Below are 16,082 nucleotides of genomic sequence, written 5' to 3'. Positions count from 1 at the left end.
CGGGAGGCACCTGGCGGGGGCTCAGCCGAGCCCGTCCTCCAGCCAGCGGTCGATGATGTGCCGGGCGATCGACACCGCCGGGGGCAGCGCCGCCGGGCCCGCGCCGGAGCGCAGCTCGTCCCGGCTGAACCAGCGCGCCTCCTCGATCTCGGTGGGGTCCAGCCGCAGCGTGGGATCCCCCTCGGCGCGGGCGGTGTAGCCGAGCATCAGCGACTGCGGGAACGGCCACGGCTGGCTGCCGACGTAGCGGATGTCGGTGACCCGCAGCCCGACCTCCTCGGCCACCTCCCGGGCCACCGCGCCCTCCGCGGACTCACCCGGCTCGACGAAGCCGGCCAGGATGGAGAAGCGCCCCGGCGGCCACACCGCCTGGCGGCCCAGCACGCAGCGGTCGCCGCCGTCGTGGACCAGCATGATCACCGCCGGGTCGGTGCGGGGGAACAGCTCCGCCCCGGTCTCCGGGTCCCGCTGCACCCAGCCGGCCCGCTCGACCGTCGTCCGCGCGCCGGACAGCGGGCTGTACCGGTTGCGCTCGTGCCACTCGACCATGGCGATCGCCTCGGCGAGCAGGCCGGCATCCAGGTCGTCGAGGTCGGCCCCCAGGTCGCGCAGGCCGGCCCAGGCGTCCACCGGCCGGCCGCCGACGGCGGTGCGCCGGTCACCGCGGACCGCGGCGAAGGGGACGCCGCCGGCCTCGCCGAGGTAGACCGCGCCCTCGGGCAGGCCGTCGCGCCGCTCCCACAGCAGCCGCGGCCCGGCGTCGGTCTCCTCGACCGGCACGGTGCGCCGCGGGTCGACGGTGAGCACCTGCACGGGGCGTCCGCCGGTCGGGTCGGGCAGGGCGCGGGCCAGGTGGCTGCGGTCGTGCGCGGACCGCGACAGCACCGGCACCGTCCCGGCCGGCGACGGGCTGCTGACGGGCCAGGTGACGCCGTCGCCGGACGGCGGCGGGTTGTCCGCCGGGGTGCTGCCCCCGTCCGGGACGGTCACGCCCGGACGACCTCGACCGGCCCGAAGGTCTGCAGGTCCTCGGTGACCCGGTCCGCGTCGCCCACGACGACGGCGGTCAGCCCGGCCGGCTGCAGGAACCGGCGGGCGGCGTCCTGGACCTCCTCGACGGTGACCCGGGCCAGCGCCTGCTGGTGCTCGGCCAGCCACTGCGGCGGCAGGCCGGAGCCGGCGAGGGCCGACAGGGTGCTGGCCAGCCCGGCGTGGGTGGCGGTGGACAACGCCATGCTGCCCAGCACGTAGCGCCGGGCAGCGTCCAGCTCGTCGGCGGTCACCGGCGCGAGGGCGATGCGGCCCAGCTCGTACCACGCCTCCAGGAACGCCGGCCCGGTGACCTCGGTGGCGACGTCGGCCTCCACCAGGAAGGACGACGCGGCGGCCAGGTGGTCGACCGAGCTGCGCGGGCTGTAGCTGTAGCCGCGCCGCTCGCGGATGTTCTCCACCAGCCGCGAGGAGAAGTAGCCGCCGTAGACCATGTTGGCCAGCCGGACGGCGGGCAGGTCGGGGTCGGTGCGCATGGGGGCGGGTCCGCCGAGGCGCAGGTTGGACTGCACCGCGCCGGGGCGGTCGACGACCTGCAGCGCACCGGGCGCGGTCAGCGACACCGGCGGCGCGGCGACCGCCGTCCCCTCACCGGCCCACCCGCCCAGCGCGCTGCCGACGGCGTCGACGGCGGCGGCCGGGTCGAGGTCGCCGACCAGCACCAGGGTGCTGCCGGCGGGCAGCACCCGCTCCCGGTGCAGCTTGCGCAGCGCCTGGCTGCGCACCGCGGCCACCGTGTCCACCTCGGGCAGCTGCTCGGCGTAGGGGTGGGCGCCGTAGCGGCGGGACGCCAGCGCGGTGCGGGCGATGACGCCGGGCTGGGAGCGGGCGATGGCGATCCGCTCGGCGACCCGGGCCCGCTCGGCCTCCACCTGGCCGGCGGGGTAGGTGGCGTCGGTGAGCACCTCGGCCACGACGCCGAGCACCGGCGCCAGGCCGTCGGCGAGCAGCGTGGTCGCGAACAGCAGCCGGTCGGGGTCGGTGGACACCGACAGCTCGCCGCCGTGGGCCTGCAGGGCCTCGGCGATGCCAGGGGCGTCGTGCCGGCCGGTGCCCAGCAGGACGGCGCCGGAGAGCACCGCGGCGCGGGCGGTGTGCTGGCCGGCGGCGCGCGCGGTGGGCGCGGCGAAGGGGACCCGCAGCCGCAGCTCCACCAGCGGCACGCCCGGCCGCGGGACGACGACCAGGCGCAGCCCGCTGGGGAGGGTCTCCTCGGTCACGGCCAGCTCGGGCTGGGGCCGGGGCTCGCCCAGCGGCGGGACGAGCACGGGGGCGCTCACCGACGTCCCCCCGTGGCGCGCAGCTCCAGGACCGCGACGGTGCCGGGGTCCAGGCCCCGGGCGGCGACCTGCACCTGCTCGGGGCGGACGGCGGCCAGCCGGGCGGCGAGCTCGCCGGCCAGCTCGGCGCGGCCGTGGACCAGCTCGGCGGTGGCGAAGCCCAGCGTGCGGCCCAGCACCGAGTCGGCCTGGCGCAGCAGCTGGGCCTCGGTGCGGGCCTGTACGCGGGCCAGCTCGTCGGGACCGACGCCCTCGGCGGCGATCCGGCCGACCTCCTCGTGCACTGCGGCGACGACCTTCTCGACGGGGACGGACGTGGGGTGGTGGACCTGGGTGGTGAGCAGGGTGGCGTCCCGGACGTCGAAGGGGTCGCCGAACAGGCCGACGTAGCTGCTCTGCGCGATGGCGAGCTGGTCGTCGTGCACCAGCCGGCGCTCCAGCCGGGAGGCGTCGCCCTCGCTGAGCAGCTCGGCGAGCAGCACCGTGCCCAGGTAGCCGTCGAGGTCGCCGACCGGGTCGGGGACGCGCCAGCCGAGGGCGACCGCGGGCGCGGGGGCCAGCCGGTCCTCGACCACGCCGGAGCGCACCGACGTCGGCGAGGGCTCGCCGGTGGGCGGCGTCGGCGGCACCTCGCGGGCGGGGACCGGGTCGAACCACCGGCGCACCAGCCGCTCGGCCTCGTCGACGTCCAGGTCGCCGCCCAGGCACAGGACGGCGTTGCCCGGCGCGTAGTGGCGGTGGAAGAAGTCCGCGGCGTCGTCGACCGTCGAGGACTCCAGGTCGACGAAGGAGCCGTAGCCGTCGTGGGTGTTGGCGAAGCCGTCGAAGGCGATCTGCGGCAGCTGCAGCCAGGGGAAGGCCCCGTAGGGGCGGTTGAGCACGTTGACCCGGATCTCCTCCTTCACCACGTCGATCTGGTTGCGGAGGTTCTCCTCGGTGATGGCCGGCGCGGCCATCCGGTCGGCCTCGAGGAACAGGGCGCGCTCGAGGGCCTCGGCAGGCAGTGCCTCGTAGTAATTGGTGTAGTCCTGGTGGGTCGAGCCGTTGAAGGTGCCGCCCGCGGCCTGGACCAGGCGGGCGTGCTCCATCTTCGGGACGTTCGCCGAGCCCTGGAACATCAGGTGCTCGAAGAGGTGGGCGAAACCGGTGCGGCCCTCGGGCTCGTTGCGCATCCCGACGTCGTAGGAGACGGTCACGGCGACCACCGGGACGCTGCGGTCGGGCGCCAGCACGACGCGCAGCCCGTTCTCCAGCCGGAAGCGCTCCACCGGGTGCCGGAGGGTGAGGTCGGCACCAGTTGCAGTCACGGACCCGACCCTAACCGCGCGTCGACATCGCGGTCCCACCGGACCGCACCGCGGCCACGTGCCCGTGAGGACCTCGGTGGCTTCCGGAGTCCGCTCCTCACAGCACCTCGACGGCCTCGATCACCCGGTCGACGACGCCGTAGAGCTCGGCGTGGGTGTTGGGCACCGAGACGTACAGCAGCGCCGGGGCCGGCCGGCCGACGTCGACGAGCAGCAGCGCGGCCCGCTCGCCGGTGGCCTGGAAGCCCTCGACGTCCCAGGACAGGTCGAACTCGACCAGGTGCGCCGGGGCGCCGTCGACCGTGCGGGCCTCGTCGCGCCGGACCTCCACCTCGTTGGGCAGCGGGTAGTAGTCCAGCCGCACGGTGGTGGCGACCTGCGCGAGGGTCGACCGCAGGCTGTCCGGGCCGGACCAGCCGAACGCCGGGGCCAGCGGACCGGAGGTGCACTGGGCGATGAACGGCCCGCCGTCCGGGGTGACCTCCTGGGTGACCAGGTACTGCCCGGCGGTGGAGGTGGTCTCGGCGACGTCGTCGAGGTCGTACTCGAACCAGCCCTCGCCGAGGTGGGGGTAGGCGATCCCGGCGGCCTCGTCGACGATCCGCACCGTGCCGGGCGGGAACGCCGGTCCGGTGGGGGACGACGCCGCGGCGCCCGCCTCGTCGCGGTCGGAGCCGGTGGACGGCCGGCCGACGAGGAACCCGACGAGCACGACCAGGACCAGCCCGAGGACCGACAGGCCGACCACCCAGGGGGTGCGCCCCGACCGCGGCGGGCCCGGGGCGGGCGGCTGCGTCCCGGTCGGCGGGCCGGGGGCCGGCGCCTGCACCGCCACGCCGGGACCCGCGGAGCTGGTCACGTCCGACCAGCCGGCGCCGTCCCACCAGCGCAGCGTCGCCGGCGCCCCGTCCGGGTCGGGGTACCAGCCCGCCGGCGCGCTCGACTGCCCACTCACGGCGCCACCCTAGGTCCGCCGGTCGGCGGCCCGGTCCCACCACGAGACGAGCTCGGGCAGCGCGTCCTCACCGCCGCCGCGCACCTCCGCGACGGCGAGGGTGCCCAGGTCGTCCCAGGTCCAGCGCAGCTGCGCGTCCCCCTCGGCGTCGACCGCGCAGACCAGCCGGCCCACCGGGTCCTCGTCGGACCCGGTCAGCTGCACCCAGCCCTCCGGGTCCTCGCCGTACCCGCACTCGTACTCGGAGTTCCGGCGGGACAGGCCCTCGGACTCGATGAACCCGGCGAGGCCGGTGGCGGCGCCGTCGCCGGCGTACACGGCGTAGGTGGCGGCCGGGGCGCCGCGGTCGTCCCGGTCGCCGGCGGGGCACTCCAGGCGGTGCAGCTCCGTGCCGGTGGGCGCGCCGGCCGTGCAGTCGTCCGGGTCCACCTCCTCGGGCAGGCCGACGGCGAGCAGCCGCTCGGCCACCCCGGGGGGGTCCACCGCACCGTCCGCGGCGTCGTCCCCGGCACCGCCGCCGACACCGGCGCCGGTGCGCTGGCCGGTGGCCACGAGGGCGCCGGCCAGGACGACCGCCACCAGGGCCGCGGCGGCGGCGACCAGCCAGGGCAGCCACCCGCGCCGGCGGCGCACCGGGGCCGGCGTCCCGGCCACCGGGCCGACGAGGGTGGCCGGCGGTGGGGCCGGGACCGGCACCTGGCGGGTGACCGGGCGGCCGCCGGCCCCCGCGGCCGGTGCCACCGCGGTGACGGCGCCTGCTGCCGGTGGTGCTCCCCCGGTGACGGCCGGCGCGGACCGCGCGGCGGCGGCCAGGTCACCGGCGCGCTGCCACCGGTCGGCGGGGTCCTTGGCCAGGCCGCGCAGCACGACGTCGTCCAGCGCGGGGGGCAGGCCCGGGCGCAGGGACGACGGGCTGGGCGGCTGCTCGTGCAAGTGCGCCGCCATCAGCCGGGCCGGGTCGGGCGGGACGAACGGGCGCCGCCCGGTCACCAGCTCGAACAGCAGGCAGGCCAGGGAGTAGACGTCGGCCCGGGCGTCCGGTGGCGTGGGCCCGAAGCGCTCGGGGGCCATGTACTCGGTGCTGCCGACCGCGGTGCCGGCGGCGGTCAGCGCGGGGCCGGGTCCGTCCCCGGCGCCGCGGGCGATGCCGAAGTCGGCCAGGTAGGCGAAGTCCTCCCCGGCGACCGAGCCGGCGAGGTCACGCCGGTCGGCGCGGGCCACCAGCAGCACGTTGGACGGCTTGACGTCCCGGTGCACCAGGCCGTCGGCGTGGGCGGCGTCCAGCGCGCGGGCGACCTGGCCGACCAGGTCGACGGCGCGGGCGGGGTCCAGCGGGCCGGCGCGCCGCAGCAGCGAGTCCAGGCCCTCGCCGTCGACCAGCCGCATGTCGAGGAAGAGCTGGCCGTCGATCTCCCCGTACCGGTGGATGGGGATGACGTGCGGCTCGGTGAGCCGGGCGGCGATGCGGGCCTCGCGGCGGAAGCGGTCGCGGTAGCCCTCGTCCTGGGCCCAGTGCGGGTGCAGCACCTTGAGCGCGACGTCCCGCTCGTGGTCGCCGTCGTGCGCCCGCAGCACCTGGCCCATGCCGCCCTGACCCAGCACCCCGAGGATGCGGTAGGGGCCGAAGCACGCCTCCCCCGGCGGTCCGCTCACCGCGGGCGCAGGGGGACGGCGGCCAGCTCGCGCCACAGGTGCGCGGCGGCCTCCGCCCCGCGGTGCAGCATCGGCAGCAGCACCCGCTCGTTCGGCGAGTGGATCCGGTCGGTGGGCAGCCCGGCACCGAGGAAGACCAGCGGTGCGCCGAGGACGTCGACCAGGTCGGCCTCCGGACCGCTGCCGCCCTCGCGGGTGAACAGCACGTCGGCGGGGGCGCAGTCGTTGGCCTGCCCGATGGCGGCCAGGAGCGCGGCCATCGCCGGGGAGTCCAGGTCGCTGGCGCACGGGGAGACCCCGCCGGCCGGGACGTGCACGTCGGCCTCGATGCCGTCGGGGGTGTTCGCCGCGACCCAGGCGCGCACCATCGGCCCGACGTCCTCCGGCCGCTGGTCGGCGACCAGCCGGAAGGTGATCTTGGCGTGCGCCGCGGCCGGGACGATCGTCTTGTGGCCGGGGCCGGTGTAGCCGCCCCACATGCCGTTGACCTCGGCGGTGGGCCGGGCGCCGACCCGCTCGAGCGTGCTGAAGCCGGCCTCACCGGTGGCCGCGCGGGAGGCGGCCGGGCCGGCCAGCCAGGCGGCCTCGTCGAAGGGCACCCGGCTCATGAGCTCCCGCTCCCGGTCGGTGAGCGGGCGCACCCGGTCGTAGAAGCCGGGCAGGGTCACCCGACCGTCGGCGTCGTGCAGGCCCGCGAGCAGGGTCGCCATCGCGTGCAGCGGGTTGGGGACGCCGCCGCCGAAGGAGCCGGAGTGCAGGTCGACGGCCGGCCCGCGCAGGGTGATCTCGGCGTCGGCCAGCCCGCGCATCGCGACCACGGCGCTGGGCACGTCGGGGGCGGCCATCCCGGTGTCGCTGACGACGACCACGTCGCAGCGCAGCCGGTCGGCCCGCTCCCGCAGCAGCGCGGCGAAGTGCGGCGAGCCGGACTCCTCCTCGCCCTCGACCAGCAGCTTCACGGTGACGGCGGGGGTGTCGCGGCCGGTGACGGCCAGGTGCGCGCGGATCCCGAGCAGGTGCATGGCGACGTTGCCCTTGTCGTCGATCGCGCCGCGGGCGTGCAGCTCCGGCCCGTCGGGACCCTCCACCCGGGTGGGCTCGAACGGCGGGTGCTCCCACAGCTCCAGCGGGTCGACCGGCTGGACGTCGTGGTGGCCGTAGACGAGGGCGACCGGCGCGCCGTCGTCCGCCGACGGCCACTCGGCGTAGACCGCCGGCGCCCCGGCGGTCTCCCACACCTCCACGACCGGGAACCCGGTGCGGCGCAGCGCGTCGGCCAGCCACCGGGCGCTGGCCGCGACGTCGGGCGCGTGCGCGGGGTCGGCCGAGATCGACGGGATGCGCAACCAGGCGTCGAGGTCGGCGTGCAGGTCGTCGAGGTGGGCGGTGACGAAGGCGCGTTCCGGGCTGCTCACGACCGCCGACGGTAGCGTCGCGGGCGTGTCCGGAGAGCTGCTGCGGGTCGACGTCGGCGACCTCACCTTCGACGTGCGCGCCGACGGGCCGGCCGACGGGCGGCCGGTCGTGCTGCTGCACGGCTTCCCGCAGTCGTCGGCGTGCTGGGCCGCGGTGACCCCGCGGCTGGCCCAGGCGGGCCTGCGCACCTACGCCGTCGACCAGCTGGGCTACTCGCCCGGCGCCCGGCCGCTGGACGTCGACTCCTACGCGCTGGCCAACCTGGCCCAGGTCACTGCCGACCTGATGACGGCGATGGACGTGCCGGTCGCCGACGTGGTCGGGCACGACTGGGGCGCCACCGCGGCCTGGGCGCTGGCCGCCTGGCACATGGACCGGGTCCGCTCGCTGACCGCCGTCTCCGTCCCGCACCCGACGGCGTTCACCACGGCCTGGCGCTCGGACCCCGAGCAGCAGGAGCGCTCGGCCTACATCCGGCTGTTCTGGCAGGCCGGCAGGGCCGAGGAGGTGCTGCTGGCCGACGACGCGCGCCGGCTGCGGCGCATGTTCGGCAGCGACTCGGGATGGGCCGTCCCCGCCGAGGCGGTCGACGAGTACGTGGCCCTGCTGTCGGCGCCCGGCGCGCTGACCGCGGCGCTCAACTGGTACCGCGCGATGAGCTCTGGCACCCCGGTCGACGACGTGACGGTGCCGACCACCTACGTGTGGAGCGACGCCGACGTGGCCATCGGGCGGATCGCCGCCGAGGGCTGCGCCGAGTACGTCACCGGCGACTACCGGTTCGTCGAGCTGGGCGGGGTCTCGCACTGGGTCCCGGAGGAGGCACCCGACCGGCTGGCCGTCGCCGTGCTGGACCGCGTGGCGTCGACCTGACGGGCCGACGGACGGCCACTCCTGTGGTCTCCCTCCCGCTCTCGCGGTGCTGCACGACCGCAGCTGCGCGAGGAGGACCGCACGGGTGCGGCTGCAGTCGGCGACGGACGTCGGCGCCGGCCCTCACCGCGCCGTGCCGGTCACCAGGGCGAGCAGGCCGGCCTCGTCGAGCAGGTCGACCGGCCGGACGGTCACCCCCGCGGCGACGTGGTGGAAGCCGGCGCTGACCCGCTCGACCGGGACGCCGGTCAGCCGCGACCAGCCCAGCCGGTAGGCGGCCAGCTGCACCCCGGCCGCGGCCAGCTCCGCGCCGGACGGCGGCGGGCCGGTCTTCCAGTCGATCACCTCGAAGCCGGCGTCCCCGTCGCCGAAGACGGCGTCGATGCGCCCGCGCAGGGTGAGCGGGCCCAGCGGCGTCTCGAAGGGCACCTCGACCTCCAGCGGCTGCCGGTCGGCCCACTCGCCGGCCAGGAACGCCGCCTGCAGGTCGGCCAGCGCGCTGTCGGGGGCGGCGGCCTGGTCCCCGGAGCCGGGCAGTTCGTCGAGGTCGACCAGCCGGGCGGCGCCGAACCGCTCCTCCAGCCAGGCGTGGAACGCGGTGCCGCGGCGGGCCAGCGGCGCGGGCGCGGCCGGCATCGGGCGGCGCAGCCGGCGGGCCAGCTCGGCGGGGTCGCGGCGCAGCGTCACCAGCGCCGACACCGACAGGTGGGAGGGCAGCGGGACGTCGACGGTCGGGCCGGCCGACCGCGCCCGCTCGCGCAGCAGCAGGTCGGCGTCGCGCACCCACTGGTCGACCACCGGGTCGGGGTCCCCGAGCCGGGTGCCGGCGTCCAGCGGGTGGGCCGCGGCCCCGGCCACCAGCTCCGCGGCGGCGGTCAGCGTCCGCCGCCGCCCGGGCGAGAGCGGGTCGGCCGGCCACACGCCCACCGGCCACTCGGCCAGCGCCGGGTTCTCCGCGCCGTCCTCCGGCGGCGGCGTCCAGTGCACGACCTCGCCGGCGCCCGCCTCGCACGCCGCCCGCACCACCTCCAGCAGGGACGACGGGCCGTACCGGGTGCTGCCGTCGCGCCACCAGCTGCCGGAGCAGACCAGCAGGTGCCGCGCCCGGGTGACCGCCACGTAGCCCAGCCGCACCTCCTCGTGCTCCCCGAAGCGGACCCACTCGGCGGTGTACTCCTCCAGCGTCTGCTGGAGCACCTTCTGGTCGCCGGACCCGGGCGCCGGCCGCCGCCACTGCGGCAGCTCGGCGCGGTCGACGGTGCGCAGCTCGGCGGGGACGGCGCCGGGGTCCTTGACCCAGGAGTCGCCGGTGCCCGACCGGGCCGGGAACTGCCCGACGGTCAGGCCGGGGACGGCGACGACGTCCCACTCCAATCCCTTGGCGGAGTGCCCGGTGAGCAGCTGCACCGCCTCAGGGTTGACCGCGACCTCGCCGGGTTCCAGGCCGCGCTCGCGCTCGTCGGCGTCGCGCAGGTAGCCGAGGAAGGCCGGCAGGGAGGGCAGCTCGGCCAGCTCGGTGAACTCCGCGGCCACGGCGTGCAGGGCGTCGAGGTGCGCGCGGGCGGCGGCCGGGCTGACGTCGGGGGCGCTGGCCAGCTCGGTCTCCAGGCCCAGGGTGCGGGCCACCTCGTCGACCAGGTCGGGCAGCGGCTCACCCAGCCGGGCGCGCAGCCCGGCGAGCTCCCGGCCGAGCCGGCGCAGCCGGCGGTGGCCCTCGGCCGAGTAGTAGTCGTCGGCGTCGCCGAGGTCGTCGAGGGCCTCCACGATGCTGCCGCGCTCGGACGGCGGCCCGGCGGGGGCGCCGTCGGCGCGTGCCGGGCGGCGGGCGTGCACCAGCGCGCGGGCGCGGGACTCCAGCGCGGCGAGGTCGCGCGGCCCGATCCGCCAGCGGGCGCCGGTGAGCAGCCGGCCCAGCGCGTCGCCGGCGGTCGGGTCGACCAACACGGTGAGCGTGGCGACGACGTCGGACACCTCGGGCACCTCGAGCAGCCCGCCGAGCCCGACCACCTCGACCGGCACGTCGCGGGCGCGCAGGGCGGCGGCGATGCCGGGCAGCTGCTTGCGGGTGCGGGCCAGCACCGCCACCGTCGGCGGGAGGTCGCCGGGACGGCGGGCCACGGCCGGGTCGGTGCCGTGCCAGAGGGCGGCCAGCCGGTCGGCCAGCGCGGCGGTCTCCTCGGCGACCGTCTCGTACAGGCCGGCGGTCACCGACCCCGGCCCGGCGGTCGGCGCGGACGCCAGGTCGGGCAGCGGCACCGCGGGCTCGGGCAGCACGGCCGACACCGCGTTGGCCACGGCGAGCACGGCGGCGTCGTTGCGCCAGCTGGTCGCCAGGGTGAGCCGCTCGGCGGGGCGGTCGCGGGCGCCGGGGAAGGTCTGCGGGAAGCGCTCGATGGTGCCGGCCGAGGCGCCCCGCCAGCCGTAGATCGACTGGCGCGGGTCGCCGACGGCCAGCACCGGGTGCCCGGTGTCCCGGCCGAACAGCGCCTCCAGCATGCGCAGCTGGCCGACGCTGGTGTCCTGGTACTCGTCGAGCAGCACGACCCGCCAGCGGGCGCGCTCCCGGCGGCCGACCTCCGGCGCGGAGACGGCGATGCGTGCCGCCGCGGCCACCTGGTCGGCGTGGTCGATGGAGCCCATGGCCCGCTTGCGCGCCTGGAACGCCTCGACCAGCGGCAGCAGCGCCACCCGCGCCCGCTGCCGAGCCAGCACGTCGAGCACGTCCCGGTACGGGCCGCGCTTCTTCGGGGCGTCGGCACAGCTGCGCACCTCCGCCTCGAGCCGCGCCGTCCAGGCCCGCAGCGCCGCGGGCGTGACGTCGTGCTCCCCCATGTCGGCGGCCAGGGCCAGCACGTCCTCGACCGTGGTGAGCAACGACAGCGGGACGTCGTCCATGTCACCGGTGTAGGCGGCCACCACCTGGGTCGCCTGGCCCCAGCACATGGCCGGGCCGAGGACGCCGGCGCCGGGCTCCACGCCGATCCGCAGGCCGTGCTCGGCGACCAGCGAGGCGGCGTACCCGTGGTAGGTGGCGACCGTCGGCTGGGCCACCTCCAGCCGGTCCCGGAGCTCCCGCCCGGTGTCCGGGTGGCGGGCCAGTGCCCGCAGGCGCAGGTGGACGCGCTCGGCCAGCTCGCCGGCGGCCTTGCGGGTGAAGGTGAGGCCGAGCACCGCCTCGGGCTCGACGACCCGGTTGGCCACCAGCCACGCGACCCGCGCGGCCATCGTCTCGGTCTTGCCGGAGCCGGCCCCGGCGACGACCACCAGCGGCCGGTCGGCCGGCGCCTCGACCACGCGGGCCTGCTCGGGTGAGGGGGCGTACGACAGCCCGCAGCGCACGGCCACCTCGGCCGGGCCGAGCACCCGCCGCGGCTGCGGCTCCGGATCCGGGATGTCGCCGAGGAGGTCGTCGAGGGACAGCTGGCTCACGAGGTCACCTGCCGGCCGCGCTCGTGCAGGGGGCAGCTGCGCCGGGCGGGGCAGCGCTGGCAGTGCGCGCCGGTGCGCACCTCGAAGGCGGCGCCGCCCATGCCCTCGCCGACGGCGGCGACCAGCTCGCCGGCCGGGGTCTGCTCCAGCGGCACGTCGGCGGGCAGCGGCTCCTGGGTCTGCTCCCGGGCCTCGGAGGTGGGGCTGCTGCCGGTGCCGACCTGCAGCAGCGCCGCGCCGCCGGGCACGGTGCCGTGCTCCGCGAAGCCCCCCGCCGCGACGGCGACCTGGTAGGCGGCCAGCTGGCCGTGCGTGTCGACGTCCTTCGCGGCCGTCTTGCCGGTCTTGAGGTCCACGACCACCAGCCGGCCCTCCGCGTCGCGTTCCAGCCGGTCCACCTGCCCGCGCAGCCGGGCCCGGCCGACGACGACGTCGAAGTCCTCCTCGGCGGCGACCAGCTCGCGGCGGTCGGCCGCGTGCCAGCGCAGGAAGCGCGCGAGCATCTGCTGGGCGGTGGTCCGCTGCCGCTGGTCGGCCCAGCCCGGGCCCAGGTCCAGCTGGTCGAGCTCGGCGGCCAGCGCGGCCGGTGCCTCCGCGGGGGGCAGCCCCTCGGCGACCTGCTGGGCGACCGCGTGCACCGCGGAGCCCACGGTGCGGGTGGCGTCCGGCGAGGCCTCGGCCCCGACGGCGCCGAGCACCCACGTGAGCGGGCAGCGCTGGAAGGTCTCGATCGCCGAGGGACGCACCCGGACGGGGTCGTCCGGGCCGACGAGCGGGGCGTCGTCCGACAGCGGGGCCAGCCCCCACCAGTGCCGCGGCGCGGCGCCGGGCACGCCGTCCTCGGCCAGCCGGCGCAGCACCGCCGCGGCGGCCGAGCGGCGGGCCGGCGGCGTGTGCGGGTCGCTGAGCGCCCGGCGCAGGTCGGCGACCAGCGCGGGCAGCGTCAGCGACCGGGGCAGCTCGGTGAGCGGGCGGCCGTCCTCCGGCGGGGGGACGACGAGGTCGAGGAAGCGGGAGGCGGTCGCCCCGGCCTCGGCGCCGTCGAGCGCCCCCTGGACGGCGGTGACCACCAGCCGGCGGCGGGCGCGGGTGCAGGCGACGTAGAACAGCCGCCGCTCCTCGGCCAGCGCGAGCGTGCGGCGGTCGACCGCGGTGCCGTCGACGCCGGCGGCCAGCTCCACGAGGTCCTCGGTGCCCAGCAGCGTGGCGCGCTCCCGCAGGTCCGGCCACACCCCCTCCTGTACCCCGGCCACGCAGACGAGGTCCCACTCCAGGCCCTTGGACGCGTGCGCGGTGAGCAGCCGCACGGCGTCCCCGGCGGAGGCGCGCGCCGCGCCGGTGTCGCCGGGCAGCTCCTGGGCGGACAGGTGCTGGACGAACGCCCGGACGTCGGCCGAGGGCAGCCGGTCGACGAAGCCGGCGGCGGCGTCGAAGAGCGCGACGACGGCGTCCAGGTCGCGGTCGGCGACGGCGCCCGCGGGCCCCCCGGCGGCGCTGGCCCGCGCCCACCGGACGGCCAGGCCGCTGCGCTGCCACATGGCCCACAGCACGTGCTCGGCGCTGCCGTCCCGGGCCAGCGCCACCCGGCCGGCGGCGAGCACGCCGGCCACCCGCCGCGCCGGGCGGGCCACGTGCTCGGGCAGGGTCTCCAGCAGCGGCTCGTCGGTGACCGCGACCGCCAGCGGGGTGCCCCGCTCCGCGAGGTCGACGCCCTGGCGGGCCAGCGCGATGCGGACCGCGCGGCGCAGCCGGCGCAGGTCGAGCACCGTGGCCCCGCCCAGCGGCGAGCTCAGCAGCGCCTCGGCGGCCGGCTCGTCCAGGCCGGCCGGGGAGCCGTCGGCGCCGGGCAGCAACGCGTCGAGGGCGGACAGCAGGGGCGCGACGGCGGGCTGGGCGGCGAGCGGCAGGTCGTCGGAGGAGAACGCCAGCGGGACGCCGGCGGAGGTCAGCGCGCGCCGCAGCGGCCCGAGCGCCAGCGTCGTCCGGACGACCACGGCCATCTCCGACCACGGCACCCCGTCGAGCAGGTGGGCGCGGCGCAGCACGTCGGCCAGGTGGGCCGCCTCGACCGCGACGGACCCGAAGACGTGCACCTCGGCGGCGCCGTCGTCGGCCCCCGCGACCGGCTGCAGCCGTCGGTGCTGCGCCGGGCCGGGCAGCCCCTCGGCGACCCGCCGGCTGACCCGCAGCAGCTCCGCGCCCGAGCGCCGGCACACCCCGAGGGACACCCGGCCGGCGGGCCGGCCGTCGACGTGCCGGAACCGGTCCGCGAACTCGGCGATGCCGCGGGGCTCGGCGCCGCGGAAGGCGTAGATCGCCTGGTCGGGGTCGCCGACGGCGACCAGGTCCCCGCCGCGGCCGGCGAGCAGCTCCAGCAGCTCCACCTGGGCGGGGTCGGTGTCCTGGTACTCGTCGACGAACAGCCAGCGGGCCCGGGTGCGCTCCTGGCGGAGCAGCTCCGGGTCGCCCTCGAGCTCGGCGATGGCCTGGCGGACCAGCTCGGCGGGGTCGTAGCCGGAGGCGTCACCGCCGGAGGCGGTCGCGAAGGCGGTGACCGCCTCGTACTGCTCGGCGAACGCCGCGGCGAGCACCCAGTGGTCCCGGCCGGTCGCCCGGCCCCAGGCCGCCATCTGCCCGGGCCCGACACCGCGCTCGGTGGCGCGCAGCAGCAGGTCGCGCAGCTCCCCGCGGAAGGCGTCGGTGGCCAGCGCCGGCGCCAGCTCCTCGGGCCACCGGACGGCGCCCTCGCCCTCCAGGTCACCGCGCAGCAGGGCGGCGACGACGGCGTCCTGCTCGGCGGCGGTGAGCAGCCGGGGCGGCAGCTCACCGCGCAGCAGCGCGGCCCGGCGCAGCACGCCGTAGGCGTAGGAGTGGAAGGTGCGGGCCAGCGGCTCGCGGATGGTGCGCGCCACCCGGGCGGTGATCCGGGTGCGCAGCTCCGCGGCGGCCTTGCGGCTGAAGGTCAGGACGAGGATCTGCTCGGGGTCCACGCCGCGGTCGATGCGCGCGGCGACGGCCTCCACGATGGTCGTCGTCTTGCCGGTGCCCGGCCCGGCGAGCACCAGCAGCGGGCCACCGGGGTGGTCGACGACGGCCTGCTGGGTGGGGTCCAGCCGCGGGCGGGCGGCAGGGGCCGGCGCACCCGCGACGAGCCGGTAGACCGGTGCCCGCTCCTCCCCCCGCTGTGCCACCCGCCGATGACACCACGGGGCACCGACAGCGCCGGGACGGGGCCGGTCACGGCCAGGCGACGGCGGCGAGGTCCACCCGGCCGTCGCGCACCGGGACCGCCTCGGCGGCGAGCAGCGCCAGCTGCTCCACCCGCACCGGTTCCGCGGGCGTGCCGTCGGCGCGCACCACGCGGTGCCACGGCACCGCTCCCCCGCCGGAGGACAGCGCGCGGGCGACCCGCCGCGGTCCGACGCCGACCAGCCGCCCGATCGCCCCGTAGGTGCTCACCCGCCCGGGCGGGATGCGCTCGACGACGTCGAACACCGCCTCGTCGACGTCGGCGGGGTCGACCACCTCAGGGACGTCGGCCGAAGCGGGCCAGCAGCCGGGCCTGCGGCGAGGCTCCGTCGGGCAGGGCGACCGGCGGCGCGAACAGACCGGGGACGCCGCCGGCGGGCAGCCGGGCGGCCAGGCCCCCCGCGGCGCGGACCAGCGCCGGGTCGAGCTCGGTGTCACCGCCGGTGGCGCGGGCGAGGTCCCAGGAGTGCACGGTGAGGTCGGCGGTCAGCTCCTCGACGTACACGGCCGCCGGCGTCGGCCCGCGCGACAGCCGGACCGTGCCGCCGGCCAGGTCGGCGGCGGCGACCGCGGCCAGCGCCTCGTCGGCCGCGCCCTCCCAGGCGGTCAGCGGGTCCGGGGCGAGCAGCGGGTCGGTGCCCGCGGGCACCCGGGCGGCGACGGCGTCGACCGCCTCGCCGGCCAGGAGCCCCGGCACCCAGTGCGCCTCGCCGACCAGGTGGGCGACGAGGTCGGCGACGGTCCAGCCGGGCAGCGCCTCGTCGTCCCACTGGCCCGGCTCGACGGCGTCCACCCGGTCGGTGAAGGCGGCCTGGGCACGCTGGAACAGCTCGAGCAGCTCGGAGGGGGCGAGGTCGGCCATGGCACCCA

The 16,082-nt window shown here is 78.0% G+C and carries 11 protein-coding genes; 1 reads left to right on the top strand and 10 read right to left on the bottom strand.

Translation table 11 applies throughout. The features are described 5' to 3' along the window. Positions 1-21: 21 nt before the first annotated feature. The 6 genes from nudC to CHB98_RS02135 all read right to left on the bottom strand — a co-directional run bounded on the left by nudC (position 22) and on the right by CHB98_RS02135 (position 7,660). A complete protein-coding gene (gene nudC, locus CHB98_RS02160; RefSeq protein ID WP_089303944.1) occupies positions 22-990 on the bottom strand; it encodes an NAD(+) diphosphatase in 969 nt (322 codons plus the stop codon). Next, positions 987-2,330 carry a M16 family metallopeptidase gene (locus CHB98_RS02155; protein WP_089303943.1) on the bottom strand — a complete coding sequence of 448 codons (1,344 nt, stop codon included), beginning with the start codon at positions 2,328-2,330 and terminating at the stop codon, positions 987-989. Before CHB98_RS02155 ends, nudC begins: the two co-directional genes overlap by 4 nt. After that, positions 2,327-3,637, bottom strand: a complete 1,311-nt coding sequence (locus CHB98_RS02150) for a M16 family metallopeptidase (protein ID WP_089303942.1) — start codon at positions 3,635-3,637, stop codon at positions 2,327-2,329. The genes CHB98_RS02155 and CHB98_RS02150 overlap by 4 nt, the downstream gene beginning before the upstream one ends. Before the next feature lie 97 nt (positions 3,638-3,734). Continuing rightward, entirely contained in the window at positions 3,735-4,592 is an 858-nt protein-coding gene (locus CHB98_RS02145) for a DUF2510 domain-containing protein (RefSeq protein ID WP_089303941.1), read from the bottom strand. A gap of 9 nt (positions 4,593-4,601) precedes the next feature. After that, on the bottom strand, positions 4,602-6,245 hold the full coding sequence (locus CHB98_RS02140; RefSeq protein ID WP_089303940.1) for a serine/threonine-protein kinase: 1,644 nt from the start codon (positions 6,243-6,245) through the stop codon (positions 4,602-4,604). After that, complete coding sequence (locus CHB98_RS02135; protein WP_089303939.1) at positions 6,242-7,660, bottom strand: M20/M25/M40 family metallo-hydrolase; 1,419 nt, start codon at positions 7,658-7,660, stop codon at positions 6,242-6,244. Before CHB98_RS02135 ends, CHB98_RS02140 begins: the two co-directional genes overlap by 4 nt. Positions 7,661-7,685: 25 nt before the next feature. Here CHB98_RS02135 and CHB98_RS02130 point away from each other — a divergent pair, with 25 nt between their 5' ends. Then, a complete protein-coding gene (locus tag CHB98_RS02130; protein ID WP_218822212.1) occupies positions 7,686-8,534 on the top strand; it encodes an alpha/beta fold hydrolase in 849 nt (282 codons plus the stop codon). A gap of 123 nt (positions 8,535-8,657) precedes the next feature. Here the strand turns inward: CHB98_RS02130 and CHB98_RS02125 are convergent, their stop codons facing one another. Genes CHB98_RS02125 through CHB98_RS02110 form a run of 4 tightly spaced genes read right to left on the bottom strand, consistent with a single transcriptional unit; the run spans position 8,658 to position 16,074 of the window. Further along, entirely contained in the window at positions 8,658-11,963 is a 3,306-nt protein-coding gene (locus tag CHB98_RS02125) for an ATP-dependent helicase (protein WP_089303937.1), read from the bottom strand. Next, the gene (locus CHB98_RS02120; RefSeq protein WP_089303936.1) at positions 11,960-15,154 is read right to left on the bottom strand and encodes an ATP-dependent helicase; all 3,195 of its coding nucleotides are present in this window, start codon (positions 15,152-15,154) and stop codon (positions 11,960-11,962) included. The genes CHB98_RS02125 and CHB98_RS02120 overlap by 4 nt, the downstream gene beginning before the upstream one ends. Positions 15,155-15,200: 46 nt before the next feature. Continuing rightward, a complete protein-coding gene (locus CHB98_RS02115; protein ID WP_089303935.1) occupies positions 15,201-15,488 on the bottom strand; it encodes an MGMT family protein in 288 nt (95 codons plus the stop codon). Between the two features lies 1 nt (position 15,489). Then, positions 15,490-16,074 (bottom strand): TIGR03086 family metal-binding protein, encoded by a 585-nt coding sequence (locus tag CHB98_RS02110; protein ID WP_089303934.1) that lies wholly within the window; start codon positions 16,072-16,074, stop codon positions 15,490-15,492. Positions 16,075-16,082: the final 8 nt, after the last annotated feature.

Source organism: Geodermatophilus pulveris (assembly GCF_900188375.1).
GTDB classification, from domain to species: Bacteria; Actinomycetota; Actinomycetes; order Mycobacteriales; family Geodermatophilaceae; genus Geodermatophilus; species Geodermatophilus pulveris.
Note: the sequence above shows the minus strand (reverse complement) of the source record. Positions and strands in the feature narration are given on the sequence as shown.

Excerpts from the sequence above, each read along its gene's own strand:
- CHB98_RS02110 (WP_089303934.1), bottom strand. The coding sequence starts at position 16,074 with ATGGCCGACCTCGCCCCCTCCGAGCTGCTCGAGCTGTTCCAGCGTGCC.